The sequence below is a fragment of the Bacillus sp. FSL W8-0640 genome (assembly GCF_038007725.1).
Classification (GTDB): domain Bacteria; phylum Bacillota; class Bacilli; order Bacillales; family Bacillaceae_G; genus Bacillus_A; species Bacillus_A cereus.
Genome location: NZ_JBBOXT010000001.1, coordinates 4,236,452 through 4,261,263, shown reverse-complemented (window position 1 = coordinate 4,261,263; position 24,812 = coordinate 4,236,452). Strand labels below are relative to the sequence as shown.

The window sequence follows — 24,812 nt, the reverse complement described above, 5'->3', positions numbered from 1 at the left end:
AGTAGTATTTCTACACTGCGCTCCTCCTGGCTTCAGCGCCTCGATCTCCTCGGTTCTCTGAATCCTCTTTTTTAAACGTGTATTTAGGAAGAAATGAAATTCTGGTCTATGTTTTCATTTTCGAAATATGTATTTTTAGGAATTCTATAACTTTTTCTATACAAATAGTCGGAAAAACGCTAGAATACATGGTAGACCATTTTTGTAATAGGAGTGTAGAGCTGAATGTTACATCAATTTTCACGTAATGAATTAGCCTTCGGTAAAGAAGGACTTGAAATATTAAAAAATAGTACAGTCGGTATTTTAGGAATTGGCGGCGTAGGTTCATTTTCAGCTGAAGCGTTAGCGCGTTCTGGAGTAGGACGTCTCGTATTAGTTGATAAAGACGTTGTAGATATTACAAACGTAAACCGTCAAATTCACGCTTTAGTATCTACTGTAGGACGTTCAAAAGTAGAATTAATGAAAGAGCGTATTGCAGACATTAATCCGGAATGTGAAGTAATTGGACTAGAAATGTTTTATACAGATGAAACATATGAAGAGTTCTTTAAACACGGTTTAGATTTCGTAGTGGATGCATCTGATACGATTACGTTCAAAATCCATTTAATTAAACAATGTTTACGTCGTAAAATTAAAATTATCTCATGTATGGGTGCAGCAAATAAAATGGACCCAACTCGTTTCCGTATTGCGGACATTTCTAAAACACACACAGATCCGATTGCAAAAGTCATTCGTACGAAGCTTCGTAAAGAGGGTATTAAAAAAGGTGTAAAAGTTGTCTTCTCTGACGAAAACCCAATCGTAATTCGTGAAGAAGTACGTAAAGAAATCGTACCAGACGAAAATGCAAAAATTCGTAAAGCGAAATTACCGCCTTCATCAAATGCATTCGTACCATCTGTGGCAGGCTTAATTATGGCAAGTCACGTTGTACGTGAACGTATTAAAAATGTAGAAGTGAAACGTGTAGGGCAAGAATAAAAGAAAAGCATATATCCATTTTGGATATATGCTTTTTTATATGTATTAAAGAAATATGGAAATTTGCATCACTACTAGTTCAAATGTAAGTAAGGTTAGTAAGTAAAAATCATATTTATCTGATTTATAGGCGGATGTCTTTTTTAGACTGTTAATGGTGAAAAGAGCTAGAGTCAGGACGAGAAGGCCAAGAGTTATTTTGAAGATTATTAATGAAATAGCAACCATCCCCCTTTAAAGGTATATGTTTATAATAACATTTTAGTAAAAAATATCTAATCCGTTTTAGGAGTTTCCTTGTATGACAAGGAGGAATGTTATTGTCAATCTTTGTCGTTAAATCGATATCCTTTATTGAATCGTTGATATATTGCAAATTGTGATAGATATATTCGAAAAATCGTTAATATAATTTCATTTACCGACATGTATATATATGATTTACCGAAAACAAACAAGGATGTCACTCAGTCAAAAAAGTGACATCCCTGTTTTTAATTCTTAGCAGAATAAATAATATCTAAATTCCCGTTTTGATCGGTTTTGAAAATCGGGGCAATTTGCTCTTCTTGCTCTTCGACCGAAACAAGTTTTCGAGCACGATCCATAATTCGAACAAGCATCGCGTAATCTTCTTCGATTGCTTGTTGTTTTTTTGTGAGTACCGCTAATTTCGTTTCAAGTTCATGATTCGTTTTTTGCAGAGAAGTGAGCTGAGCTTGTAATACATCATTTTCAGTTTGCAACTTTGCGAGTGAAGGGTTATTATGCTCCAAGTTTTGCAAAAATGAGATGACATTTTGCATCGTAAGTTCTTGTTTACTTGGCGTAATATCTTCAGAAAACTCAGCATCGATTACGAGTTGTTTCGTTTTCGTGAACTGATTTTTTTCTATTTTAGCTTCAGAGCGCTTTAATTCTTTACGTTGTTTCTTCGCAAGCTGCACAGCATCTTCGTAATTCGGTCTTACTTCAGCATTCCATCTAAAGCCGCAAGCTGCTGAAGTCCGGTTCAACGTATCGCCGACTTCATCAAATGCTTTTATTTGTGTACTTCCGCTGCGAATATGTCGTAAAACAGTTTCTGCTAAAAGGAGATCATCTTCTTTTGTCCATGCATCTTGACGTGTTTTCATAAGCGAAGCCTCCATAATGGTGACGTTTTCGTTTATGTTACCCTTTATTTTTCGTTTTATTCGAAGTTTGTAATCTTTCATAAACAGTAGAAAGTGCTTGCTCAAATTTCCCTGTCGTTTTCGGTTTATAATATTGCTTGTTTTTTATTTTATTAGGTAAGTATTGTTGCCTTACCCAGCCGTTTGGATGGTCGTGTGGATATAAATATCCAATGCCTCTTCCAAGTGATTCTGCGCCTTTGTAATGACTATCTTTTAAATGGCTTGGAATGTCACCTGTTTGACCGTTGCGTAAATCGTGTAATGCAGCATCAAGTGCTTTATAAGCTGAATTTGATTTTGGTGATAAGCATAGCTCGATAACGGCATTTGCAAGTGGGATGCGTGCTTCTGGGAATCCAACTCGTTCAGCTGATTCAATTGCAGCTAGTGTACGTGGTCCAGCTTGTGGGCTAGCAAGTCCAATATCTTCATAAGCCATAATAAGAAGGCGTCTGCCAATACTTTGTAAATCACCTGCTTCAATAAGGCGTGCTAAATAATGGAGCGCTGCATTTACATCACTTCCGCGCACTGATTTTTGAAATGCTGATAATACGTCATAATGAGCATCGCCGCCTTTGTCGTGAACGAAGCTCTTCTTTTGTAAGCATTCTTCTGCAATCTCGAGTGTGATTTCAGCCGCTTGATCGTCTGTAGTAAAGCTAGATAATACAGCAAGCTCAAGTGCGTTATAAGCGGAACGCATATCACCACCAGAGGCGTTTGCAAAGTGATGTAGTGCTTCATCTGTTACCGTTACAGCATATTCTCCAAGGCCTTTTTCTTTATCTTCTAAAGCTCTTTTTAACCCAATTAAAATATCATCTTCTGTTAGTGCGTGTAATTCGAAAATTTGACACCTGCTTCGAATAGCGGAGTTTATTGCATGGAATGGATTACTTGTCGTTGCACCAATTAAAGTAAGAAGTCCGCTTTCTAAGTGAGGTAATAGAAAGTCTTGCTTTGCTTTATCTAGACGGTGAACTTCATCTAAAATTAAAACGAGGTGTCGATGCATCTTCGCTTCTTGTACGACAACTTCCATATCTTTTTTATTGTGAGTAACAGCATTCAATAGACGAAACGGGGTACCGGTACTTCCAGCAATTGCACTGGCAATGGATGTTTTTCCTGTACCTGGAGGACCGTATAAAATCATAGATTGAAAATGATTGGCTTGGACCATTCGCCATAAAATCTTTCCTTCACCAACTAAATGTTGTTGCCCAATAATTTCTTGAATATTTGTAGGGCGCATTCGATGTGCGAGTGGTTGTTTCATTTGGACCGTCTCCCTTAATATATAATCTCGTTCTATCGTATCATTTTTTTCTACGAAATTTGAAATAGGATGCTGTTTTATGGGAAAAATAAAGGATAATATTTTCATTTTTCTTTCAATTGTAATAATTCCCGAGTTTTTCAATGTGATTTTATGTTATCATTTTGATACACAAGTTGAAATTTCTTATAATACTATATTATGCTATAATTTCATAGGATTTTAAATTGTGTTCTTTTTATAAATAAGATATAACCAATAGAAGTGAAAATTTGAAAAGAGGTGCAAAATAGATGAAAATTTCAACGAAAGGCCGCTATGGCTTAACAATTATGATTGATCTTGCAAAAAAGTTTGGTGAAGGTCCGATTTCATTAAAATCAATTGCGCAGGCACATGACTTATCGGAACATTACTTAGAGCAATTAATTTCACCACTTCGTAACGCGCGTCTAGTAAAGAGTACGCGGGGAGCATATGGCGGATATGTACTATCAGATCAGCCGGCTAACATTACAGCTGGAGATGTAATCCGTGTATTAGAGGGTCCGATTAGTGTTGTAGAAATGATAGAAGAAGAAGAACCAGCACAACGCCAATTATGGATGCGTGTTCGTGATGCGGTGCAAGAAGTGTTAGATAGTACAACGTTAGAAGATTTAGTACGTTATGAGGAAGAAAATCACGGGGGCTATATGTTTTACATTTAATTCCTTGTGAAACGATTTGGAAAGAAGGAGATTTAATGGAACGCATTTACTTAGATCATGCTGCGACATCTCCGACTCACCCAGAAGTGGTCGAAAAGATGATTCCATATATGACAGAAATATTCGGGAACCCGTCTAGTATTCACTTTTATGGACGTCAAACTCGTCACACAGTAGATGAGGCGAGAAGAGTGTGTGCACGCAGCATTCATGCGAATCCGAATGAAATTATATTTACGAGCGGTGGTACAGAAGCTGATAATTTAGCGCTTATCGGTGTAGCACGTGCGAACCGTCATAAAGGTAACCACATTATAACGACGCAAATTGAACATCATGCGATTTTGCATACGTGCGAATTGTTAGAGCGTGAAGGGTTTGAAGTGACATATTTACCTGTCGATGAAACAGGGCGCATTCAAGTTTCTGACATACAAAAGGCATTAACAGAAGAGACGATTCTTGTATCTGTTATGTTTGGGAATAATGAAGTAGGGACGATGCAACCGATTGTGGAAATAGGAAAGCTGTTAAAAGAGCATCAAGCGTATTTCCATACAGATGCGGTACAAGCTTACGGTTTAGTAGAAATTAATGTGAAAGAGTTTGGTATTGATTTATTATCAATTTCAGCTCATAAAATTAACGGGCCAAAAGGTGTAGGTTTCTTATACGCTGGTGCAAATGTGAAATTTGAACCGTTATTAATAGGCGGAGAGCAAGAAAGAAAACGCCGTGCTGGTACGGAAAATGTGCCTAGTATTGCTGGGCTTCAGTATGCAATTCTTATAGCTGAAAAAACTCGTGAGCAAAAAAATGCCCAATATGAAGAGTTTAAAGATATAATGGTATCTGTCTTCAAAAATGAAGGCATTACTTTCGAGGTAAACGGAAACTTAGAACATCGCTTACCGCATGTACTTAATGTAAGTTTTACAGGAATGAACATTGAACCGTTTCTTGTGAACTTAGACTTAGCTGGTATTGCAGTATCAAGTGGTTCTGCTTGTACAGCTGGTTCGATTGATCCATCACATGTATTAGTAGCGATGTTTGGAAAAGACTCCGATCAAATACGTTCATCCGTACGCTTTAGTTTTGGACTTGGAAATACGAAAGAGCAAATTGAAAAAGCGGCGTACGAAACAGTGAAAATCGTGAAGCGATTAACACAAAATTAGTATGGGAGGTGACATGATGAACAAACTACCTCACGAAACACGCGTTGTCATCGGAATGTCCGGTGGCGTCGATTCATCTGTAGCAGCACTTTTATTAAAAGAGCAAGGTTATGATGTAATCGGAATTTTTATGAAAAACTGGGATGATACAGATGAGAATGGTGTCTGCACAGCAACAGAAGATTACAATGATGTAATTGAAGTGTGTAACCAAATTGGTATTCCGTATTATGCAGTAAACTTTGAAAAACAATACTGGGATAAAGTATTTACGTACTTCTTAGATGAGTACCGAGCTGGTCGCACACCAAACCCAGATGTAATGTGTAATAAAGAAATTAAATTTAAAGCATTTTTAGAGCATGCAATTGCGCTTGGTGCGGATTATGTGGCAACAGGCCATTATGCACGCGTTGCTTATATGGACGGCGAATATAAAATGCTTCGCGGTGTTGATGACAATAAAGATCAAACATATTTCTTAAATCAATTAAGCCAAGAGCAATTATCAAAAACAATGTTCCCGTTAGGTGAATTAAAGAAACCGCAAATTCGTGAAATGGCGAAAGAAGCTGGCTTAGCGACAGCGGCGAAAAAAGATAGTACAGGTATTTGCTTCATTGGTGAGCGTAACTTTAAAGATTTCTTAAGTAACTACTTACCGGCACAACCAGGTGTAATGCAAACATTATCTGGTGAAGTGAAAGGGAAGCATGACGGTTTAATGTATTATACAATTGGACAACGTCATGGCCTTGGAATTGGTGGTAATGGTGATCCATGGTTTGCTGTTGGGAAAAATCTAAAAGAAAACATTTTATATGTTGATCAAGGATTCCATAACGAACTTCTATATGGTGATGAAGTTATTGCTACGAATGTAGGATGGGTAAGTAACAAAGAAAAAGAAACAGAATTTAAGTGCACGGCGAAATTCCGTTATCGTCAAGAAGACAATAAAGTAACGGTTCAAATCGTTGATGAAAATACAGTTCGTATTCTTTGTGATGAGCCAATTCGTGCAATTACACCAGGACAAGCAGTCGTTTTCTATGATGGAGATGAGTGCTTAGGCGGTGCTACAATTGATGAAGTATACCGTAGTGGTAAGAAATTGGATTATTTAGGATAAATGAGAAGCCTCTGCCGATTAGCGGTTAGAGGTTTCTTTTACATAAAGCGAATTTTCGTTCGCTTGGAAAATACATTCTTTGTTATAATTTGTTGTAGAGGTGAAGGACATGTCAAACAAACTTGAAACAGGTATTCAATATATGCAAGAAGGAAACTGGGAAGAAGCAGCTAAAAATTTTACAGAAGCAATCGAAGAAAATCCGAAAGATGCGCTTGGGTACATTAATTTTGCAAATTTATTAGACGTATTAGGTGATAGCGAGCGAGCGATTTTATTTTATAAACGTGCACTAGAGTTAGATGATAAATCTGCAGCAGCCTATTATGGTTTAGGAAATGTATATTATGGCCAAGAGCAATTTACTGAAGCGAAAGCTGTATTTGAACAAGCAATGCAAGCTGGATTACAATCAGCTGATGTAACATTTATGTTAGGTATCACACATGTACAGCTTGGAAATGATCGTCTTGCACTACCATTCTTACAAAGAGCAACAGAATTAGATGAAAACGATGTAGAAGCTGTATTCCAGTGCGGACTTTGCTTCGCGCGATTAGAACACGTTCAAGAGGCGAAACCTTATTTTGAAAAGGTATTAGAAATGGATGAGGAGCATGCAGATGCGTATTACAATTTAGGTGTTGCGTACGTATTTGAGGAAAATAATGAGAAGGCTCTCGCTTTATTTAAGAAAGCAACTGAAATTCAGCCAGATCACTTTTTAGCGGGTAATGGCGTTCGTTTATTAGAGCAAGAAGCTGAATAAGATAAAAATATAGTTTAATGGGTAGTTATCCCTCATCTAAAAAGGTGGGGGATGTACTGCTCATTAAAGTGAAAATACCGGAAAGGAGAGGAAAAATGGGAAATCAACATGCAATGGATTTGTTTGAGGAAGAGAAAAAGTTTATAAAAGCGCAAGTTCTTCATACCATTTTCCACAACGAAGAAAACCTCTTTTCCGTTGTCAGTATGAAAGTCATTGAAACGAATGAAACGTATGACGAAAAGAAAGTAATGATAAACGGTCATTTTCCCCGCATGCATGAAGATGAAGTGTTTACATTGACAGGTCATTTTAAGGACCATCCAAAGTATGGAAAACAATATATGGTTGAAACATTTAAAAAAGAATTGCCGCAAACAAAAGCAGGTATGGTGCAATATTTAGCGAGTGATTTATTTAAAGGGATAGGAAAGCGTACAGCTGAAAAAATTGTGGACCATCTCGGAGAACATGCTATTTCTAAAATTATGGATGACCCTGAGGCATTAAATGGTGTCGTTAATAAACAAAAGGCTCAGGAAATATATGAGACAATTGTTGAACATCAAGGGCTAGAGAAAGTAATGAGCTTTTTAAATGGCTACGGTTTTGGAACGAAACTTTCTATTAAGATTTACCAGCAATATAAAGAGATGACATTAGAAGTGATTCGTAATAATCCGTATCAACTTATCGAAGAAGTGGACGGGATTGGTTTTGGAAGAGCGGATGATATAGGGCGTGCGTTAGGGATATCGGGTAATCATGACGACCGTGTACGCGCAGGATGTTTTTACACATTAGAGAATGTCTCATTACAACTTGGTCACGTTTATATGAGGAAAGATCAACTTGTAAGAGAAACGATGTCACTTTTAAACAATCAAGAAGGAAGAGTGACTGAGGAAGATATTATAGGTTGTATTGAAACGATGCAAAGTGAAGGGAAAGTCATCATAGAAGAAGAACGAGTGTATTTAGCAACGTTATTCTACTCTGAGAAAGGTGTTGTAAAGTCTATTCGCAGGCTTATGAATCAAGAAGAAACACCTTCATTTCCAGAAGCAGAAGTGTTAAAAACGTTAGGTGAAATTGAAGAACAACTGAACGTACAATATGCACCGTTTCAGCAAGAAGCAATTCAAACGGCACTTCATAAACCGATGATGTTATTGACAGGTGGACCAGGAACAGGGAAAACAACAGTTATTAAAGGGATTGTTGAAATGTATGCATCACTACACGGGTTATCGTTAAATCCGAATGAATACAGTGATGATAATCCATTTCCAATACTATTAACAGCTCCAACAGGAAGAGCAGCGAAGCGGATGAGTGAATCGACAGGACTTCCAGCTTGCACAATTCACCGTTTACTTGGTTGGACGCCAGAAGGATCTTTCCAGCGTAATGAAACGGATCCTGTCCAAGGTAAGCTCCTTATTATCGATGAATTTTCAATGGTTGATATTTGGCTTGCAAATCAGCTATTTAAGTCGTTGCCGACGAATATTCAAGTTATCGTTGTAGGTGACGAAGATCAGTTGCCATCTGTAGGACCTGGACAAGTATTAAAAGATTTATTAAATGCAGGCGCAGTTCCGACAGTGAAGCTTACTGAAATTTATCGTCAAGCGGAAGGCTCATCAGTGATTCAACTTGCCCATGCGATAAAAAATGGAACTCTACCACCAGATTTAGCACAAAATCAAAAAGATCGTTCATTTATCGGCTGTACAGGAGCTCAAATTGTTGAGGTTGTGAAAAAAGTTTGTGAAAATGCTAAAACAAAAGGCTTTAGCGCAAGAGATGTACAAGTATTAGCACCGATGTACCGCGGGCCTGCTGGTATTAATGTATTAAACGAAGCGCTGCAACAAGTATTTAATCCGAAGAGGGAAAAGAGTAAAGAAATTGCTTACGGTGATGTTGTGTACCGAAGAGGCGATAAAGTACTGCAACTCGTGAATCAGCCGGAGAGCCAAGTGTTTAATGGTGATATTGGAGAAATTGTTTCGGTGTTTTATGCGAAAGAAAACGTTGAGCAACAAGATATGATTATCGTTTCATTTGACGGAATTGAGGTAACGTATACGAAGCCCGATTTAAATCAAATTACGCATGCATATTGTTGTTCCATTCATAAATCACAAGGTAGTGAATTTCCGATTGTTATTATGCCAATCGTGAAAAGTTACAACCGTATGTTACGTCGTAATTTAATTTACACGGGCATTACAAGAAGTAAGAAGTTCCTTATTATTTGCGGAGAGGAAGCAGCTTTCCAATCTGGTGTAAATCGCCTTGATGATGCAATGCGTCAAACAACCTTAGCTAGTCGCTTGCAAGAATCACAAGGAGAAGTACAGATGGTCACAGTTAATGGCGAGGAAATGGACGTGGAAAACATTTCACCGTATGATTTCATGTAACAAGGTGAAATTATATAGTGAAACTTTCAAACGCATAGCGTTGAAAGGCTCCAGTAAAATGTATAAATGAATGCAGTTTGGACATAATGGCGAATAGAATCTGGGAGACTGTAAGGAGATGAAAGCCATATGTTTATTTGTCCAAATTGCAAAGGGAAAGACATTGGAAAAATAGGTGTCAACCAATTTTATTGCTGGAATTGTTATATCGAATTATCGGTTTCAAAGGGGAAAATCCATACGCATCAAGTTGAGGAAGATGGTTCACTAAGCTCTCTTGATGATTTATTTGATGAGAATGAAAGAACGATCGGATAACGAAAAGGGGGATTTACTTTGAATCTACGCAATTCATTAATCGCATTAGGTGTTGGAGCTGCAGCATATCAATATGCTCGTAAGCAAGATGTATTTTCAAAACGCAATATGAAAAAAGCACGTAAGATGATTAAGTCTTACTTATAATCATTTCGATAAAGTGAAAAACTCCCTTGTAGACAAGGGAGTTTTTTTATGCACCCATATGTAAATAAAAAAGTCCGATCTCTGAGAAAAGATAAGATAGACCGTAGCAGCCAACGCCAAGTATTCCATACTGCCATAATTGCTTCGCTTTTTCTTTACGTGAGGAATGAATAAAGAACCCCTTCCAAATACCGAACCCGATACAAATCCATTCAAGAATCATAAAAAGTGCTGATAATCCAAGCATAAACAAAACCATAATTAGCCCTCCTGATTATATTAATTCATGCTGTATTCTCAGGGGTGGTTGTCCTTGTTATGTTATTTATATGTACGTCTTTAAAAAACAGTATGGTCCGTATGAAAAGATTTTAAAAGTTTCGCACATAACCTACCCCATTTATTTTCAAAATAAAGGTGGAGGAGGTTTTTCATGTGAAGAATCTTAAAATCATTTGGATATATCGTTTAGGATTATTGTTACTTGTTTTTCTTTGTCTGCTCGTCTTTTTAAAAATTAAGCCGCTATGGGCACCGATTATTTTTGTATTTAAAGTAGCAATCACGCCATTTCTTATCGCGTGTTTTATTGCGTATTTATTGCACCCTTTAATTGAAAAAATTCATAAGGAAGGGATGCCCCGTACACTTGCCATTTTGCTCATTTATATCCTTTTCTTTGGCGGAATTGGTTATGGGATTTATAAAGGAACACCAGTCGTTATTAAACAGTTACAAGAGATTAATGAACAATTTCCGCAGTTTACAAAAATGTACGATTCGTGGATGGATGGCGTTACAGAACAAACGGCGAATTTCCCTTCGTTCATTCATGAAAAGGTGAAACAACTTTTTGTGGGTGTGGAAACGAAGATTCAAGCGCTTTTAAATAAAGTGATGAGTACAGCTCGTGGTGTACTCGATTCATTGCTCATTATTTTCTTAATACCGTTCATTGTATTTTACATATTAAAAGATTATGGTGAGTTTTATCATATCTTTTGGAAACTAGTCCCAAGTAAATGGCGAGGTACGGGGCAAATGCTTGCGAAAGAAATTGATAAATCACTTGGAAGTTATATTCGAGGACAGTTATTTGTTTGTTTAGTATTAGGGGGAGTATCAGCTCTTTCTTTTTGGTTTATCGGTATGAAATATCCATTATTGCTTGGCATTATTATTGGGGTAACGGATATAATCCCGTACTTCGGTCCTATTTTAGGAGCAATCCCGACGTTAATGATTGCAGCAACAGTATCAACGAGTTTACTTATTAAGGCGGGGATCACAATTGCGATTTTGCAATTTGTGGAGAGTAACATTTTATCGCCTTACATCGTTGGTAAGTCACTTCGTATGCATCCCGTTATTATTATGCTTGCCTTACTAGTTGGGGGAGAGGTAGCTGGGATTGTAGGATTGCTAATATCGGTTCCGATTTTAGCAGTTATTCGCACTGTCATTGTTCATGTGAGACCGCTCTTGAAAAAAGAAGATGTGTAAGTATAGAAGCCCTCTATGTAAGAAATAGAGGGCTAATCATATATTTATTTAGAAAGCTGCTCGTGTATCTTTTGAACGAGGGAGCTCACATCATTTGTTTGAATATGTTTTATTTTTTTCCATTCGTTATCATACATAAATACAATTTGATTGTTGAAAAGCCGCTTTTGTTCTTTTAGATTAGAAATTTTTGCGAAAGAGTACTCTTCAAATATTGGATTCTTACTTACATCTGGCCCATAAAAGAATAGCCTTTTGTTCGTTAAAATTAGCATTCCTGGCCTTGCGACGGAACGATAAATAAATATGTCTAATGAACATGCTGCGTAAAATAATATCGTTTCGTCAGTCGCTAATATGTTTTTAGCTTTGCTAAGTAAGGTTGTCATTGTGATCGCTCCTTTATTTTATTAACAATAATTTAATTATAACAAAAAAAGTAATATTTAGAATTTTTTATAAATTATTCTTATAAGGAGATTCCGATTTATTAATAAATGCATACTATATGAAAAGGCTGTTAAGAATGAATAGTAGAATACTTATGATTAATAAGTAATTAATCCAATATAAATGATTATCTACATTGACAAACTTAAGAGAATTCTATTATATTTAGTCATATAATACATTAAATCAATGACGGAACAAGTACGTTACAGTCCATTTATAGAGAGAAGCTTCCATATGGCTGAAAGAAGCTTTAAATGAAGGGTAACAGAAAGCTAATCCTGAGAGCAACTAATCACTGCCGTCTTGCCACGTTACGGCACCATGAGGTGATGAATTGATTGTTATTGTAATCAATTCATAATTAGGGTGGTATCGCGAGTTAACTCTCGTCCCTTTTATAGGGACGGGAGTTTTTTATATTTAAGGAGGAAAATACAATGAAACAACTAACAGGCGCACAAATTCGTCAAATGTTTTTAGACTTTTTCCAAGAAAAAGGACATGCAGTAGAACCTAGTGCATCACTAGTTCCGCATGAAGATCCATCTCTTCTATGGATTAATAGTGGTGTAGCTACATTAAAAAAATATTTTGATGGACGTGTAATCCCACAAAATCCACGTATTACAAATGCTCAAAAATCAATTCGTACAAACGATATTGAAAACGTAGGGAAAACAGCTCGTCACCATACATTCTTTGAAATGTTAGGAAATTTCTCAATTGGTGATTACTTCAAAGAAGAAGCAATTACATGGGCTTGGGAATTCTTAACGAGCGACAAATGGATCGGATTCGATAAAGAATTACTATCAGTTACAATCCATCCAGAAGATGAAGAAGCATTCACAATTTGGAATGAGAAAATGGGCGTTCCAAAAGAGCGCATCATCCGTTTAGAAGAAAACTTCTGGGATATCGGTGAAGGACCAAGTGGACCAAATACAGAGATTTTCTATGATCGCGGAGAAGCTTACGGTAATGACTTTAGTGACCCAGAATTATATCCAGGCGGAGAAAACGAGCGTTACTTAGAAGTATGGAACCTTGTATTCTCTCAATTTAATCATAATCCAGATGGTTCATATACACCACTTCCTAAGAAAAACATCGATACAGGGATGGGTCTAGAGCGTATGACATCTATCGTTCAAGATGTACCTACAAACTTTGACACAGACTTATTCATGCCAATGATTGGTGCAACAGAAACAATCTCAGGCGAGAAATATCGTAATGGTGACTTAGAAAAAGATATGGCATTTAAAGTAATCGCTGACCATATCCGTACAGTAACATTCGCTGTTGGTGACGGCGCTCTTCCATCTAACGAAGGCCGTGGTTATGTATTACGTCGTTTATTACGCCGTGCTGTTCGTTACTCTAAGAAATTAAACATCAACCGTCCGTTCATGTTTGAATTAGTACCGGTTGTTGGAGAAGTAATGAAAGACTTCTATCCAGAAGTACTTGAAAAGAAAGATTTCATCGCAAAAGTTGTGAAGAATGAAGAAGAGCGTTTCCACGAAACACTTCATGATGGTGAAGCAATTTTAGCTGAAGTAATTGCAAAAGCAAAAGAAGAAAAAACAACTGTTATTTCTGGAGTAGATGCGTTCCGTCTATATGACACATACGGTTTCCCAATTGAATTAACAGAAGAATATGCAGAAGAAGCTGGCATGACAGTTGATCATGAAGGCTTTGAAAATGAAATGGAAAAACAACGTGAGCGTGCACGTGCTGCTCGTCAAGACGTTGATTCTATGCAAGTTCAAGGTGGTGTCCTTGGAGAAATTAAAGTAGCGAGCGAATTCGTTGGTTACGGTACAGTTGCAACAGAAAGTAACGTTGTTGCACTTGTGAAAAATGGCGAATACACAGACAGCTTACAAGCTGGTGAAGAAGGACAGTTAATTCTTGATGTAACACCATTCTATGCTGAGAGCGGTGGACAAATTGCAGACCGTGGTTACCTTCTTGCAGATGGTGTGAAAGTTCTTGTAAAAGACGTACAAAAAGCACCAAACGGCCAAAACTTGCATAAAGTTGTTGTTGAAGAAGGTACATTAACGAAAGATGCGGCTGTAAAAGCTATTATCGATACGAAAAACCGTAGTAGCGTTGTAAAAAATCATACAGCAACTCATTTACTACACCAAGCATTAAAAGACGTACTTGGAACACACGTTAACCAAGCAGGTTCTCTTGTAACTTCTGAACGTCTACGCTTTGACTTCTCTCACTTCGGTCAAGTACAAGCTGACGAATTAGAAAAAATTGAGCGTATGGTAAACGAGAAAATTTGGGAAAGTATTGATGTTGAGATTTCTCAAAAAGCAATCGAAGAAGCGAAAGAAATGGGCGCAATGGCATTATTCGGTGAAAAGTACGGAGATGTTGTACGCGTTGTACAAGTTGGCGATTACAGCTTAGAGCTTTGTGGTGGTTGTCACGTTGAAAATACAGCTTCTATCGGTATTTTCAAAATCGTTGCTGAGTCTGGTATCGGTGCAGGAACTCGTCGTATTGAAGCAGTAACTGGTAAGTCTGCATACGAATTAATGAACGATCAAGTAGGTTTATTAAAAGAAGCAGCAGGAAAAATGAAAACAAATCCGAAAGATATTTTAACAAGAGTTGATGGTCTATTTGCTGAAGTGAAACAACTGCAAAAAGAAAATGAATCTCTTGCTGCGAAATTAAGCAATATCGAAGCTGGAAACTTAACTGATTCTGTAATGACAGTTGATGGTGTGAATGTATTAGCAGCGAAAGTAAATGTTGCAGATATGAACAACTTACGTACGATGATGGATGACTTGAAAAATAAATTAGAGTCAGCAGTTGTTGTATTAGCGTCTGTTAATGACGATAAAGTAAATATCCTAGCAGGTGTAACGAAAGACTTAATTAGCCAAGGTTACCATGCTGGTAAACTTGTGAAAGAAGTAGCTTCTCGTTGCGGCGGTGGCGGTGGCGGCCGTCCTGATATGGCACAAGCAGGGGGTAAAAACCCAGCTCAAGTCGAAGAAGCTTTAGCATTTGTACAAGAGTACGTTAAATCTGTTTCAAAATAAAGAGATAGTAGTGTACAATGGTAGGGAGAGGAGAAGTTCTTCTCCCTATACTTACTATATAAGTGAGGTGCTTGAAATGGACGGTTTTGATAAAACAATGAAGTTTAGCATTCAAGATGAAAAACAGAGTGTCCATGTAAATGATGTACTTTTAACTGTGTATGATGCACTTCAAGAAAAAGGCTATAATCCGATTAACCAAATCGTCGGTTATTTATTAAGTGGAGACCCAGCATACATACCTCGCCATAAAGATGCACGTAGCATCATTCGCAAGCTTGAACGTGATGAGTTAATTGAAGAGCTTGTGAAGTCTTACTTGAAACATCATCGTGAGGAGTAGTTTATGCGGATATTAGGTTTAGATGTAGGTACAAAAACAGTCGGAGTTGCAATTAGCGACGAAATGGGCTGGACAGCACAAGGATTAGAAACAATTAAGATTAACGAAGAACGAGGTCACTTTGGTTTTGATCGTATTTCTGAGTTAGTAAAGCAGTACAATGTGGACAAGATAGTAGTAGGTTTACCTAAAAATATGAATGGTACAATTGGCCCGCGTGGTGAAGCGTGCCAACAATTTGCAGAAAACCTACGAGAGCTGTTACAATTAGACGTTGTAATGTGGGACGAGCGTTTGTCAACAATGGCAGCGGAACGTCTGCTCATTTCAGCCGATGTAAGCCGTAAGAAGCGAAAGCAAGTAATTGATAAGATGGCTGCAGTCGTAATCTTACAAGGATTTTTAGATAGTAAATAAGAGGTGACCAAAATGGAAGAAAATCAAATTACAATTGTAGACGAAAAAGGTAACGAACATTTATGTGAAATTATTTTCACTTTTGACGCTGAAAAATTTGGAAAAAAATCATACGTAGTCTTCTCTCCAATCGGTGAAGTAGACGAAGATGGAGACCAAATTTATGATGCAATGGCTTATGAGCAAAATGAAGAAGAGGGCGGAACTTTACTTCCAATCGAATCTGAAGAAGAGTGGGAAATGGTACAAGAAATGTTCAACACTCTAGCTGATGAGCAAGAAGCTGAATAATAAGTACTGAAAAGATGGACGACATACAGTCCATCTTTTTTTGTATTTATATGTAAAATGAAAGATTTTTTGTCGAAACTGTGTAAGTCTTTGTAGTATAATGAGACGGATTGTAGAAAAATAAAGTGTCAATTAAAAAAGATAAGTGAATTTTTTGCGTTTTTACATCGTGCTGTATAGAAAGGTGTACATACGGTCTACAATTAAGTAAGGAGGAAATGTTTTGATAGAGAATCAAGTGAAAAAGAAGCGTAGACGTATCTTTTTATTTTCGATTATTGCACTGCTTTTAGTTTGTGGTTCAGTCTATGCGTATATTTCATCCGCATTAGGACCAGTTGATAGCGGGAATAAAAAAGAGATTGAAGTAGAAATTCCGAAAGGATCATCTACAAGTAAAATTGGAGAAATTTTAGAAGAAAAAGGCGCTGTAAAAAACGGTACAGTTTTTAGTTTTTATACAAAGGCTAAATCGAAAAGTTTACAAGCAGGTACATATTTATTAAATCCTTCAATGAATGCTGAAGATGTGATTGAACAAATGTCATCTGGCAACGTGCATCGTCCAGCTCTTTATAAAGTGACGATTAAAGAAGGGGCGCAAGTAACTGAAATTGCAGAAACGATTGCGACAGAACTAAAGTGGAATAAAGATGATGTTACGCGTCAATTAAACGATAAAGCATTTATTCAAAAAATGCAGCAAAAGTATCCGAAGTTATTAACGGATAAAATCTTTGATAGCAATATTAAATACCCATTAGAAGGTTATTTATATCCTGCAACGTATTCGTTTTATAAGAAAGATACGACGTTAGAAGAAATTGTAATTCTAATGCTTGAGAAAACAAATGCAATCATTGTTCAAAATGAGGCGAAAATGAAAGCGAAGAATTGGGATGTTCATCAGCTTTTAACATTATCTTCACTTATTGAAGAAGAGGCAACTGGTTTTACAGATCGTCAAAAGATCTCTAGTGTCTTTTATAATCGTTTAGCAAAAGGTATGCCGCTTCAAACGGATCCAACGGTATTATATGCACTTGGAAAGCATAAACAACGTGTATTATACGAAGATTTAAAGGTCAACTCACCGTACAATACGTATGTTGTAAAAGGATTACCGGTAGGGCCGATCGCAAACTCTGGTAAACATTCAGTAGAAGCTGCGTTAGAACCTGCGCAAACAGATTATTATTATTTCTTAGCTGCACCAAGTGGTGAAGTGTACTATGCGAAAACATTAGAAGAGCATAATGCATTAAAGCAAAAATACATTACGAAAAAATAGTGAAATGGGGAGGGATAGCGAAAAAAGTCGCACATCCCTCTTTTTTGTGGTAAAATATATCGGGTTAAAAACTGGCAGAAGAATCGTTTTTAATATCAAAACGGGACGTACAAGCTAAGGATAAAGCTGGCTTGTATTTTTATTGCATTCTATGTGTGAAAAGACGTCATAGAGGCACTTCTCCATGTAAATAAGGAGGACCATTTATGGAGGATGCAGTTAACGAGTACCTATTATCATTTATTGATCCGAAAGATAAATTAATTCTTGAAATGGAAGAATATGCAACAGAAAATCATGTGCCGATTATGGATCGACTTGGAATGGAATTTATGCTGCAATTTTTACGTTTAATTGGACCGAAAAGCATTTTAGAACTTGGAACAGCAATCGGTTATTCTAGTATTCGTATGATGCAAGCTATTCCAAATTCACGTATTGTGACAGTTGAGCGCAATCGTGAGCGATATGAAAAAGCACTTGAATATATAGAACGTTCCCCAGTAACAGATTGTATTTCAGTTATTTACGGTGATGCGTTAGAGACAGGTGAACAAGTAAAAGAACACGGGACATTTGACGTTATTTTTATTGATGCAGCAAAAGGACAGTATCGTCGCTTTTTTGACTTATATGAACCGTTATTAAATCCTGGTGGCGTAATTATTTCAGATAATGTTATGTACCACGGTCTTGTAACGACAAAAGAGAAAATTGAAAACAGACGTACACGTGGTTTAATCCGTCGTATTAAGACGTACAATGAGTGGCTTATGAACCATGAAGGATATGATACAACGATTTTCCCAATTGGTGATGGAGTAGCTGTTAGTAAAAAGAGAGGGTGACCAAGGTATGAAGAAACCTGAATTGTTAGTAACGCCAAGAGCGGTGGCGGATATCGAACAACTTGCGAAAGCAGGAGCAGATGCGGTAATGATCGGTGAGCAAAAGTTTGGTTTACGTTTAGCAGGGGAGTTTTCACGTGAAGATGTAAAACAAGCTGTGAAGATTGCACATGAAAATGGTGTGAAAGTATACGTAGCCATGAACGCTATGTTCCACAACGATAAAGTAGAAGAATTAACAGATTACGTTTCATTTTTAAACGAAGTAAATGTAGATGCAATTGTTTTCGGAGATCCAGCGGTATTAATGGCTGTTCGTGAAGTAGCACCAAATATGCAGTTGCACTGGAATACAGAAACGACAGCAACAAACTGGTTCACTTGTAATTACTGGGGACAAAGAGGATCAAAGCGTGCTGTATTAGCTCGTGAGCTTAGCTTAGATGAAATTGTTGATTTAAAAGAAAATGCTGAAGTGGAACTGGAAGTACAAATTCACGGTATGACTTGTATGTTCCAATCGAAGCGTTCATTAGTAGGAAACTACTTTGAGTATCAAGGACGTAATCTTGACATTGAAAAGAAAAAATATGAAGAGAATATGTTCTTATATGACCCAGAGCGTAACAATAAATATCCAATTTATGAAGATGAAAATGGTACTCACATTATGAGTCCGAACGACATTTGTTTCATCGATGAATTAGAGGAACTAATCGATGCTGAAGTTGATAGCTTAAAAATCGACGGTGTACTAAAAAGCTCTGAATACATTATTGAAGTAACGAAGAAATATCGTCAAGCGATTGATTTATGCGTAGAAGATCGTGATGCATATTATGACGTGAAAGATGATCTATATAAAGAAATAGAAGAAATGCAACCAGTAAATCGTCCGTTAGATACAGGATTCTTCTTTAAAGAAACGGTTTACTAAACGAGGAGGGTGTAGGAAATGACTGTACAAGAAATTTCACGAGTGATCGATGGCAAACGTGTTATTGTGAAGAAACCTGAACTGTTAATCCCTGCGGGTAACTTAGAAAAATTAAAAGTAGCTATCCATTACGGGGCAGATGCTGTATATTTAGGTGGACAAGAATTTGGTCTTCGTTCGAATGCAGGTAACTTTACGCTAGAAGAAATGGCAGAAGGCGTTGAGTTTGCAAAGAAGTATGGAGCAAAAATATACGTAACAACAAATATCTTTGCACATAATGAAAATATGGACGGGCTAGAGGAATATTTAAAAGGGATTGAAAAAGCTGGCGTAACGGGAATTATCGTTGCTGATCCGCTTATCATTGAGACTTGTAAACGCGTAGCGCCTTCTGTTGAGGTGCATTTAAGCACACAGCAATCACTATCCAACTGGAAAGCAGCACAGTATTGGAAAGAAGAAGGTTTACATCGCCTTGTATTAGCTCGTGAAGCAAGCTATGAAGAAATGAAAGAAATTAAAGAAAAAGTGGATATTGAAATTGAAGCATTCGTACATGGTGCAATGTGTATCGCATATTCAGGAAGATGTACATTAAGTAACCATATGACAGCGCGTGATTCTAATCGTGGTGGTTGTTGCCAATCTTGCCGCTGGGATTATGATTTAGTTCAAACAGTATCACAACATAAAGATGCAAAAGAGCTTCCTCTATTCCAAGAAGGAGATGCTCACTTTGCGATGAGTCCAAAAGATTTAAATTTAATTTTATCAATTCCGAAAATGATTGAAATCGGAATCGATAGCTTAAAGGTAGAAGGACGTATGAAATCAATCCATTACGTAGCGACTGTAGCAACTGTATATCGTAAAGTAATTGATGCTTATTGTGCGGATCCAGATAACTTTGAGTTTAAACAAGAATGGTTAGATGAGCTTGATAAATGTGCAAATCGTGATACAGCTCCTGCATTCTTTGAAGGGGTTCCAGGACATCAAGAGCAAATGTTTGGAAATCATAGTAAGAAAACAACGTATGATTTTGCTGGTTTAGTGTTAGATTATAATGAAGAAACGGGCATCGTAACGATTGAGCAACGTAATCATTTCAAACCAGGACATGAAGTGGAGTTCTTTGGACCAGAAATAGAAAACTTTACGCAAACGGTGGAGAAAATTTGGGATGAGGATGGAAACGAATTAGATGCAGCGAGACATCCGTTGCAAATCGTGAAATTCAAAGTGGATCAACGAGTGTATGTGAATAATATGATGCGCAAAAGCATACTTCAATAAGAAAGAGTGATAGTCGAATGGGGACGAATAAGCCTGTTGTAATTGGAATTGCTGGTGGTTCGGGATCAGGTAAAACGAGTGTAACGAAAGCGATTTTTGACCATTTTAAAGGTCATTCTATTTTAATCTTAGAGCAAGATTATTATTACAAAGATCAAAGCCATTTACCAATGGAAGAGCGTTTAAAAACAAATTATGATCATCCGCTTGCGTTTGATAATGATCTGTTAATTGAACATTTGCAGCAGTTGCTTGCATATGAGCAAATTGATAAGCCTGTATATGACTATACATTGCATACGCGTTCAGAAGAAATTATTCCGGTTGAGCCGAAAGATGTAATTATTTTAGAAGGAATTCTTATTTTAGAAGACCCACGTCTTTGCGAGTTAATGGACATTAAATTATTCGTTGATACGGATGCTGACCTTCGTATTCTGCGCCGCATGCAACGTGATATTAAAGAGCGCGGTCGTACGATGGATTCAGTTATTGATCAGTACGTAAATGTTGTACGTCCAATGCACAATCAATTTATTGAGCCTTCTAAGAAATTTGCGGATATTATTATCCCTGAAGGTGGACAAAACCACGTTGCAATTGATATTATGGTGACAAAAATTGCAACAATTCTTGAACAAAAAGTAAATTTGTAATAGCATAGTAAAAGATATACGGTAGGAAGGGATTTTTTCCCTTCTTATCGAATACAATGAAACATGCAACCTCATCTATATATAGGTGAGGGCATATTTATATCAACTTTCCATACATATCTTCTTTATATAAAGAAGAATTGGAAATACGGGGTTGTATGTGACAACTCCGCTAGTGCAAGGGTACTAGAAACCTCCGCTAACAATGGAAGCGGAGGAGTTTTCATATGGAACTCCTCTTTTTTTTCGGGGGATTGGTATATAAAAGGAGTGGAAAATATGTCAACAGAAAAAACATACCCTATGACGCAAGAGGGTAAGCAAAAACTAGAGAACGAACTTGAGCAATTAAAAACAGTAAGACGTAAAGAAGTAGTAGAACGTATTAAAATCGCACGTAGCTTCGGGGATCTTTCTGAGAACTCTGAGTACGATGCAGCGAAAGATGAGCAAGCGTTCGTAGAAGGACGTATTACACAATTAGAAAATATGATTCGTAACGCAGTTATCATTAAAGATACTGGCGAAGTATCTACTGTTGTTACATTAGGTAAAACAGTAACATTTAAAGAATTACCAAACGGAGATGAAGAAGCGTATACAATCGTAGGTAGCGCGGAAGCTGATCCATTCGAAGGAAGAATTTCTAACGATTCTCCAATCGCAAAAAGCTTATTAGGTAAGCAAATTGGTGAGAAAGTAACAATCCAAACACCAGGCGGAGAAATGCAAGTAGAGATTGTCTCTGTAAAATAAAAAAAAGATTCTCCTATCGGGAGAATCTTTTTTTTCTGTAGAATGAAAAAAATTGTGTAAACCTTAGAGTGATTCGACAAAAAATGTCAAAAAAACACTTTAAGCTTTGATATCATAATTAGAGACCATAGGTTTTAAAAGGGAAAAGGGGCTAATTATGAAACATAAAATCTTTACAGGATTGGTTTGTAGTATCTCCATATTAGGACTTGCTGCATGCGGAACGAATGAAGAAACTACATCATCAAAGGGAGAAAAAGTGAAGCAAGAAGAAAAAAAGGATATTAAAGCAACTGAGAGTTCAAAAGCCTTAGAAAATCCACAAGATAAAAAGGAATTTAATGATTTTGGTGTAGCGTATCAATTAGCAATTGTCATGAAAATATTTCAAGATGTAACGATTAAGTATGATTACGCAATTGGGAATCCAGATTATTTATTGCGAGATTCGATGGATCAAAAAACAATAGATGATATGAAGAATATGTTACAAGAACAGGCGAAGAATAATGATAAAATTTTAAAAGATGAAGTGAATCAAGCATATACATATTTAAAACAATCGAAAGTAAGTAATAAAGATGATATTCAAAAAATAATAGATGCACAAAATAATTATTTACATATTGTAGATAAGATGATTACTTGTATTGATTCTGTAACAGTTGAGAATGCAAAAGAAAAAAGAAATGAAATGGATAATCTTAGTAAGGATTATTTAAAAATAGCGGCTAATGTAACAACCACTGTAATTGAAGTTGCTAAAAACACTGGAGTGAATGAAACTGAATTTAGATCGCTTCTTATGAAATTTTTAGAGAAGCCAAAGAAACAATAATAGCCTTATATAATATCTGTTTTTGTTTTGGAGATTGTATAAATAAAATAGTACCTCGTCTAAACTACAATAGACGAGGTGTTTTTTATGAAAATAAAACGGAGAATTACAATTGTTTTAATTTGTTTTATGAGCGTTATGTTTGTATTGCTTTGTCGTTTAATCCAAATTCAAATTATAGATACAGAATCATTTACTGATCGCAAAATAAATTTAATTGAAAAAAGTGTTACGCAACGCACACAATCCATTACAGTAGACGATGGACGTGGGCAGTTTATAGATCGTAATGGTAAAAAAATAGGTGAGGAAAAATATCCTGTTTTAATTATTTTTCCATTTTTACAAATAAAAAATGACATGTTAGAGAAAATCGCGCATATCATTGGTGTGTCGAGACAAGAGATTAGAAGACAAATGAAAAATAATAAAAATGCATTTACACTACAAGGAGAAACTGCTCCATTTCGAGTGACACGAGAGCAGATGGAGAAGGTAAATGAATTACATGTATTAGGTATTGTAGCAGCTGAAGTGCGATTAAAACAAACTGGAGAGATAAATCATTTAATTGGTGATGTAGGGGAGAACGAAAGGGAGTTTCAAAAGCGATATGGAGAATTGAAAAGAATCTCAAAGCAAACGCCGATAGGTATTTCAGGATTACAGCAATCATTTGATGAATTTCTATTGACTGATGGAGAGGCAAAAGTATTATATCAAGTAGATCGGCAAGGAGAACCAATTTTCGGAAAGCAAGCGAAATACACTTCACCAGGAAATCCATTTTATCCAGTTAGGATTCAAACTACTTTACATAAAGAGTTGCAGCAAAAAGCAGAAGAAGTGATTGAAGCGAACGAAATAAAGAAGGGGGGACTAGTATTACTTGATGTAAAGACAAATGAAATATTAGCGATGGCTAGTAAGCCGTCTTTACAAGTAAGGGATGAGAATTTATATAAAACTACACTTGAAAATCAAATGTTAACGCCACATTTTCCAGGCTCTGTTTTTAAAACAGTAGTTGCAGCTGCAGTCATTGATCAAAAAGTAAATTTGTTTAATCGGACATTTAACTGTAATAAAGATTTATATGGTGAAAACGACCCGCAAGTTAGGATGGGTACACTTAACTTTAAAGAGAGCTTTGCTAGGAGCTGTAACAGGACATTTTCCGAGTTAGGTAACGAGCTATTACAAAAGGATAAGACGGTGCTAGAAACATACGTAGCAGCTTTAGGAGCAAATGAAAAGGTTGGATGGAAAGGTTCTGTATTTCATACACCTCATTTTGAGCAAATGCCAGAAGAAAAGGGTACTACTATTTGGGGGAATGAAGAAAATAAAAATAGTAAAAAAGCGGTAGAACAAACAGCAATTGGACAGAAAGATGTACGTATATCACCTCTAGCAATTGCAAATATGATGGCGACGATTGCAAGGAATGGAGAAAAGATGGAAGTGAAAGCAGTTGAAAAAATAGTATATAAAAATGGAGCGGATTTTTTTACATTTGAGAGCCATACGTTAAATGGAAAACAGCTTTCGTATGAAACAGTGAAAACATTACAAGAGTTATTAAGAGGCGTTGTAACAAGGGAGAAAGGAACAGGAACGGCATTCCGTTCGTTGCCACTAAGTGTCGCTGGAAAATCCGGGACAGCGCAAACAGGGAAAGGGACGAGGGTGAATCGCTGGTTTGCAGGTTATTTTCCGTATGAGAATCCAAGATATGCTTTAGTTGTTGTTGATCTAGAGACTGATAGCAAAGTGAATAAAGTTACACCTATTTTTAAAGATATGGTAGGAGCAATCTATCAATTGGAGAATGAAAAGTAATCTTGCAATTTATAGTGAAATGTCTTCATTTCATGAAAATATCATTGTAAATGTTCAACCTTTCTAGATTTAATGTTACAATAGCAATTAGGAAAAACTGCATGGAGGTTTGGAGA

General features: G+C 36.6%; 25 protein-coding genes and 1 other annotated feature. Of the genes, 21 read left to right on the top strand and 4 right to left on the bottom strand.

Annotation, left to right across the window (positions count from 1 at the left end; translation table 11 throughout):
- The first annotated feature begins 225 nt into the window (after positions 1–225).
- On the top strand, positions 226–993 hold the full coding sequence (locus N2V80_RS22025) for a tRNA threonylcarbamoyladenosine dehydratase (protein WP_000903182.1): 768 nt from the start codon (positions 226–228) through the stop codon (positions 991–993).
- A 494-nt stretch (positions 994–1,487) separates the two neighbouring features.
- On the opposite strand, the gene N2V80_RS22020 is transcribed toward N2V80_RS22025, so the two are convergent.
- Positions 1,488–2,129 (bottom strand): RsfA family transcriptional regulator, encoded by a 642-nt coding sequence (locus N2V80_RS22020; RefSeq protein WP_061654496.1) that lies wholly within the window; start codon positions 2,127–2,129, stop codon positions 1,488–1,490.
- 37 nt (positions 2,130–2,166) lie between these two features.
- Positions 2,167–3,453 carry a replication-associated recombination protein A gene (locus tag N2V80_RS22015; RefSeq protein WP_061654495.1) on the bottom strand — a complete coding sequence of 429 codons (1,287 nt, stop codon included), beginning with the start codon at positions 3,451–3,453 and terminating at the stop codon, positions 2,167–2,169.
- A gap of 293 nt (positions 3,454–3,746) precedes the next feature.
- On the opposite strand from N2V80_RS22015, the gene cymR reads away from it, so the two are divergent.
- The 7 genes from cymR (at position 3,747) to N2V80_RS21980 (ending at position 10,142) form a co-directional block, all read left to right on the top strand.
- Positions 3,747–4,163, top strand: a complete 417-nt coding sequence (gene cymR / locus N2V80_RS22010) for a cysteine metabolism transcriptional regulator CymR (protein WP_000704116.1) — start codon at positions 3,747–3,749, stop codon at positions 4,161–4,163.
- A 35-nt stretch (positions 4,164–4,198) separates the two neighbouring features.
- Positions 4,199–5,344 carry a cysteine desulfurase family protein gene (locus tag N2V80_RS22005; RefSeq protein ID WP_000439893.1) on the top strand — a complete coding sequence of 382 codons (1,146 nt, stop codon included), beginning with the start codon at positions 4,199–4,201 and terminating at the stop codon, positions 5,342–5,344.
- Positions 5,345–5,360: 16 nt separating this feature from the next.
- Complete coding sequence (gene mnmA, locus N2V80_RS22000) at positions 5,361–6,476, top strand: tRNA 2-thiouridine(34) synthase MnmA (RefSeq protein WP_001038010.1); 1,116 nt, start codon at positions 5,361–5,363, stop codon at positions 6,474–6,476.
- Positions 6,477–6,585: 109 nt separating this feature from the next.
- Entirely contained in the window at positions 6,586–7,245 is a 660-nt protein-coding gene (locus N2V80_RS21995; protein WP_000066409.1) for a tetratricopeptide repeat protein, read from the top strand.
- 95 nt (positions 7,246–7,340) lie between these two features.
- Entirely contained in the window at positions 7,341–9,677 is a 2,337-nt protein-coding gene (recD2, locus tag N2V80_RS21990) for an SF1B family DNA helicase RecD2 (RefSeq protein ID WP_061654494.1), read from the top strand.
- A 129-nt stretch (positions 9,678–9,806) separates the two neighbouring features.
- The gene (locus N2V80_RS21985; protein ID WP_000469281.1) at positions 9,807–9,995 is read left to right on the top strand and encodes a hypothetical protein; all 189 of its coding nucleotides are present in this window, start codon (positions 9,807–9,809) and stop codon (positions 9,993–9,995) included.
- A gap of 18 nt (positions 9,996–10,013) precedes the next feature.
- Complete coding sequence (locus N2V80_RS21980; RefSeq protein ID WP_001053553.1) at positions 10,014–10,142, top strand: YrzQ family protein; 129 nt, start codon at positions 10,014–10,016, stop codon at positions 10,140–10,142.
- A gap of 46 nt (positions 10,143–10,188) precedes the next feature.
- On the opposite strand, the gene N2V80_RS21975 is transcribed toward N2V80_RS21980, so the two are convergent.
- A complete protein-coding gene (locus tag N2V80_RS21975; RefSeq protein ID WP_000242535.1) occupies positions 10,189–10,401 on the bottom strand; it encodes a hypothetical protein in 213 nt (70 codons plus the stop codon).
- A 176-nt stretch (positions 10,402–10,577) separates the two neighbouring features.
- Between N2V80_RS21975 and N2V80_RS21970 the strand changes: the two genes are divergently transcribed.
- Positions 10,578–11,645: an AI-2E family transporter gene (locus tag N2V80_RS21970; protein ID WP_000793128.1), complete on the top strand. Its 1,068-nt coding sequence runs from the start codon at positions 10,578–10,580 to the stop codon at positions 11,643–11,645.
- A 44-nt stretch (positions 11,646–11,689) separates the two neighbouring features.
- Here the strand turns inward: N2V80_RS21970 and N2V80_RS21965 are convergent, their stop codons facing one another.
- Positions 11,690–12,034: a PH domain-containing protein gene (locus tag N2V80_RS21965; protein ID WP_000209584.1), complete on the bottom strand. Its 345-nt coding sequence runs from the start codon at positions 12,032–12,034 to the stop codon at positions 11,690–11,692.
- A gap of 241 nt (positions 12,035–12,275) precedes the next feature.
- Positions 12,276–12,495: a binding site (T-box leader), on the top strand.
- 40 nt (positions 12,496–12,535) lie between these two features.
- Here N2V80_RS21965 and alaS point away from each other — a divergent pair.
- The 12 genes from alaS (at position 12,536) to N2V80_RS21905 (ending at position 24,696) form a co-directional block, all read left to right on the top strand.
- The gene (alaS, locus tag N2V80_RS21960; protein WP_025709763.1) at positions 12,536–15,178 is read left to right on the top strand and encodes an alanine--tRNA ligase; all 2,643 of its coding nucleotides are present in this window, start codon (positions 12,536–12,538) and stop codon (positions 15,176–15,178) included.
- Between the two features lie 76 nt (positions 15,179–15,254).
- Positions 15,255–15,521, top strand: coding sequence for an IreB family regulatory phosphoprotein (locus N2V80_RS21955; RefSeq protein ID WP_000348590.1), 267 nt, complete (start codon positions 15,255–15,257; stop codon positions 15,519–15,521).
- A 3-nt stretch (positions 15,522–15,524) separates the two neighbouring features.
- Positions 15,525–15,938 (top strand): Holliday junction resolvase RuvX, encoded by a 414-nt coding sequence (gene ruvX, locus N2V80_RS21950; RefSeq protein ID WP_001221193.1) that lies wholly within the window; start codon positions 15,525–15,527, stop codon positions 15,936–15,938.
- 12 nt (positions 15,939–15,950) lie between these two features.
- Entirely contained in the window at positions 15,951–16,229 is a 279-nt protein-coding gene (locus tag N2V80_RS21945; protein ID WP_000392247.1) for a DUF1292 domain-containing protein, read from the top strand.
- Positions 16,230–16,452: 223 nt separating this feature from the next.
- On the top strand, positions 16,453–17,520 hold the full coding sequence (gene mltG, locus N2V80_RS21940; RefSeq protein WP_061654493.1) for an endolytic transglycosylase MltG: 1,068 nt from the start codon (positions 16,453–16,455) through the stop codon (positions 17,518–17,520).
- Between the two features lie 206 nt (positions 17,521–17,726).
- Positions 17,727–18,368, top strand: coding sequence for an O-methyltransferase (locus N2V80_RS21935; RefSeq protein WP_016118654.1), 642 nt, complete (start codon positions 17,727–17,729; stop codon positions 18,366–18,368).
- Between the two features lie 7 nt (positions 18,369–18,375).
- Positions 18,376–19,305: a peptidase U32 family protein gene (locus tag N2V80_RS21930; protein ID WP_000742807.1), complete on the top strand. Its 930-nt coding sequence runs from the start codon at positions 18,376–18,378 to the stop codon at positions 19,303–19,305.
- A gap of 18 nt (positions 19,306–19,323) precedes the next feature.
- Positions 19,324–20,604 carry a peptidase U32 family protein gene (locus N2V80_RS21925; protein ID WP_000217974.1) on the top strand — a complete coding sequence of 427 codons (1,281 nt, stop codon included), beginning with the start codon at positions 19,324–19,326 and terminating at the stop codon, positions 20,602–20,604.
- Positions 20,605–20,621: 17 nt separating this feature from the next.
- Positions 20,622–21,260 carry a uridine kinase gene (gene udk, locus N2V80_RS21920; protein WP_000537078.1) on the top strand — a complete coding sequence of 213 codons (639 nt, stop codon included), beginning with the start codon at positions 20,622–20,624 and terminating at the stop codon, positions 21,258–21,260.
- Between the two features lie 279 nt (positions 21,261–21,539).
- Entirely contained in the window at positions 21,540–22,016 is a 477-nt protein-coding gene (gene greA, locus N2V80_RS21915; protein ID WP_000102591.1) for a transcription elongation factor GreA, read from the top strand.
- A 157-nt stretch (positions 22,017–22,173) separates the two neighbouring features.
- Entirely contained in the window at positions 22,174–22,854 is a 681-nt protein-coding gene (locus N2V80_RS21910) for a hypothetical protein (RefSeq protein ID WP_061654492.1), read from the top strand.
- Positions 22,855–22,941: 87 nt separating this feature from the next.
- Entirely contained in the window at positions 22,942–24,696 is a 1,755-nt protein-coding gene (locus N2V80_RS21905) for a peptidoglycan D,D-transpeptidase FtsI family protein (RefSeq protein WP_000695155.1), read from the top strand.
- Positions 24,697–24,812 lie beyond the last annotated feature (116 nt).

What these genes read in the sequence shown, in the direction of transcription:
- N2V80_RS22025 (WP_000903182.1), top strand. Translation starts at nt 226, where the DNA reads ATGTTACATCAATTTTCACGTAATGAATTAGCCTTCGGTAAAGAAGGA.
- N2V80_RS22020 (WP_061654496.1), bottom strand. Translation starts at nt 2,129, where the DNA reads ATGAAAACACGTCAAGATGCATGGACAAAAGAAGATGATCTCCTTTTA.
- N2V80_RS22015 (WP_061654495.1), bottom strand. Translation starts at nt 3,453, where the DNA reads ATGAAACAACCACTCGCACATCGAATGCGCCCTACAAATATTCAAGAA.
- cymR (WP_000704116.1), top strand. Translation starts at nt 3,747, where the DNA reads ATGAAAATTTCAACGAAAGGCCGCTATGGCTTAACAATTATGATTGAT.
- N2V80_RS22005 (WP_000439893.1), top strand. Translation starts at nt 4,199, where the DNA reads ATGGAACGCATTTACTTAGATCATGCTGCGACATCTCCGACTCACCCA.
- mnmA (WP_001038010.1), top strand. Translation starts at nt 5,361, where the DNA reads ATGAACAAACTACCTCACGAAACACGCGTTGTCATCGGAATGTCCGGT.
- N2V80_RS21995 (WP_000066409.1), top strand. Translation starts at nt 6,586, where the DNA reads ATGTCAAACAAACTTGAAACAGGTATTCAATATATGCAAGAAGGAAAC.
- recD2 (WP_061654494.1), top strand. Translation starts at nt 7,341, where the DNA reads ATGGGAAATCAACATGCAATGGATTTGTTTGAGGAAGAGAAAAAGTTT.
- N2V80_RS21985 (WP_000469281.1), top strand. Translation starts at nt 9,807, where the DNA reads ATGTTTATTTGTCCAAATTGCAAAGGGAAAGACATTGGAAAAATAGGT.
- N2V80_RS21975 (WP_000242535.1), bottom strand. Translation starts at nt 10,401, where the DNA reads ATGGTTTTGTTTATGCTTGGATTATCAGCACTTTTTATGATTCTTGAA.
- N2V80_RS21965 (WP_000209584.1), bottom strand. Translation starts at nt 12,034, where the DNA reads ATGACAACCTTACTTAGCAAAGCTAAAAACATATTAGCGACTGACGAA.
- alaS (WP_025709763.1), top strand. Translation starts at nt 12,536, where the DNA reads ATGAAACAACTAACAGGCGCACAAATTCGTCAAATGTTTTTAGACTTT.
- N2V80_RS21955 (WP_000348590.1), top strand. Translation starts at nt 15,255, where the DNA reads ATGGACGGTTTTGATAAAACAATGAAGTTTAGCATTCAAGATGAAAAA.
- ruvX (WP_001221193.1), top strand. Translation starts at nt 15,525, where the DNA reads ATGCGGATATTAGGTTTAGATGTAGGTACAAAAACAGTCGGAGTTGCA.
- N2V80_RS21945 (WP_000392247.1), top strand. Translation starts at nt 15,951, where the DNA reads ATGGAAGAAAATCAAATTACAATTGTAGACGAAAAAGGTAACGAACAT.
- N2V80_RS21935 (WP_016118654.1), top strand. Translation starts at nt 17,727, where the DNA reads ATGGAGGATGCAGTTAACGAGTACCTATTATCATTTATTGATCCGAAA.
- N2V80_RS21930 (WP_000742807.1), top strand. Translation starts at nt 18,376, where the DNA reads ATGAAGAAACCTGAATTGTTAGTAACGCCAAGAGCGGTGGCGGATATC.
- N2V80_RS21925 (WP_000217974.1), top strand. Translation starts at nt 19,324, where the DNA reads ATGACTGTACAAGAAATTTCACGAGTGATCGATGGCAAACGTGTTATT.
- udk (WP_000537078.1), top strand. Translation starts at nt 20,622, where the DNA reads ATGGGGACGAATAAGCCTGTTGTAATTGGAATTGCTGGTGGTTCGGGA.
- greA (WP_000102591.1), top strand. Translation starts at nt 21,540, where the DNA reads ATGTCAACAGAAAAAACATACCCTATGACGCAAGAGGGTAAGCAAAAA.
- N2V80_RS21910 (WP_061654492.1), top strand. Translation starts at nt 22,174, where the DNA reads ATGAAACATAAAATCTTTACAGGATTGGTTTGTAGTATCTCCATATTA.
- N2V80_RS21905 (WP_000695155.1), top strand. Translation starts at nt 22,942, where the DNA reads ATGAAAATAAAACGGAGAATTACAATTGTTTTAATTTGTTTTATGAGC.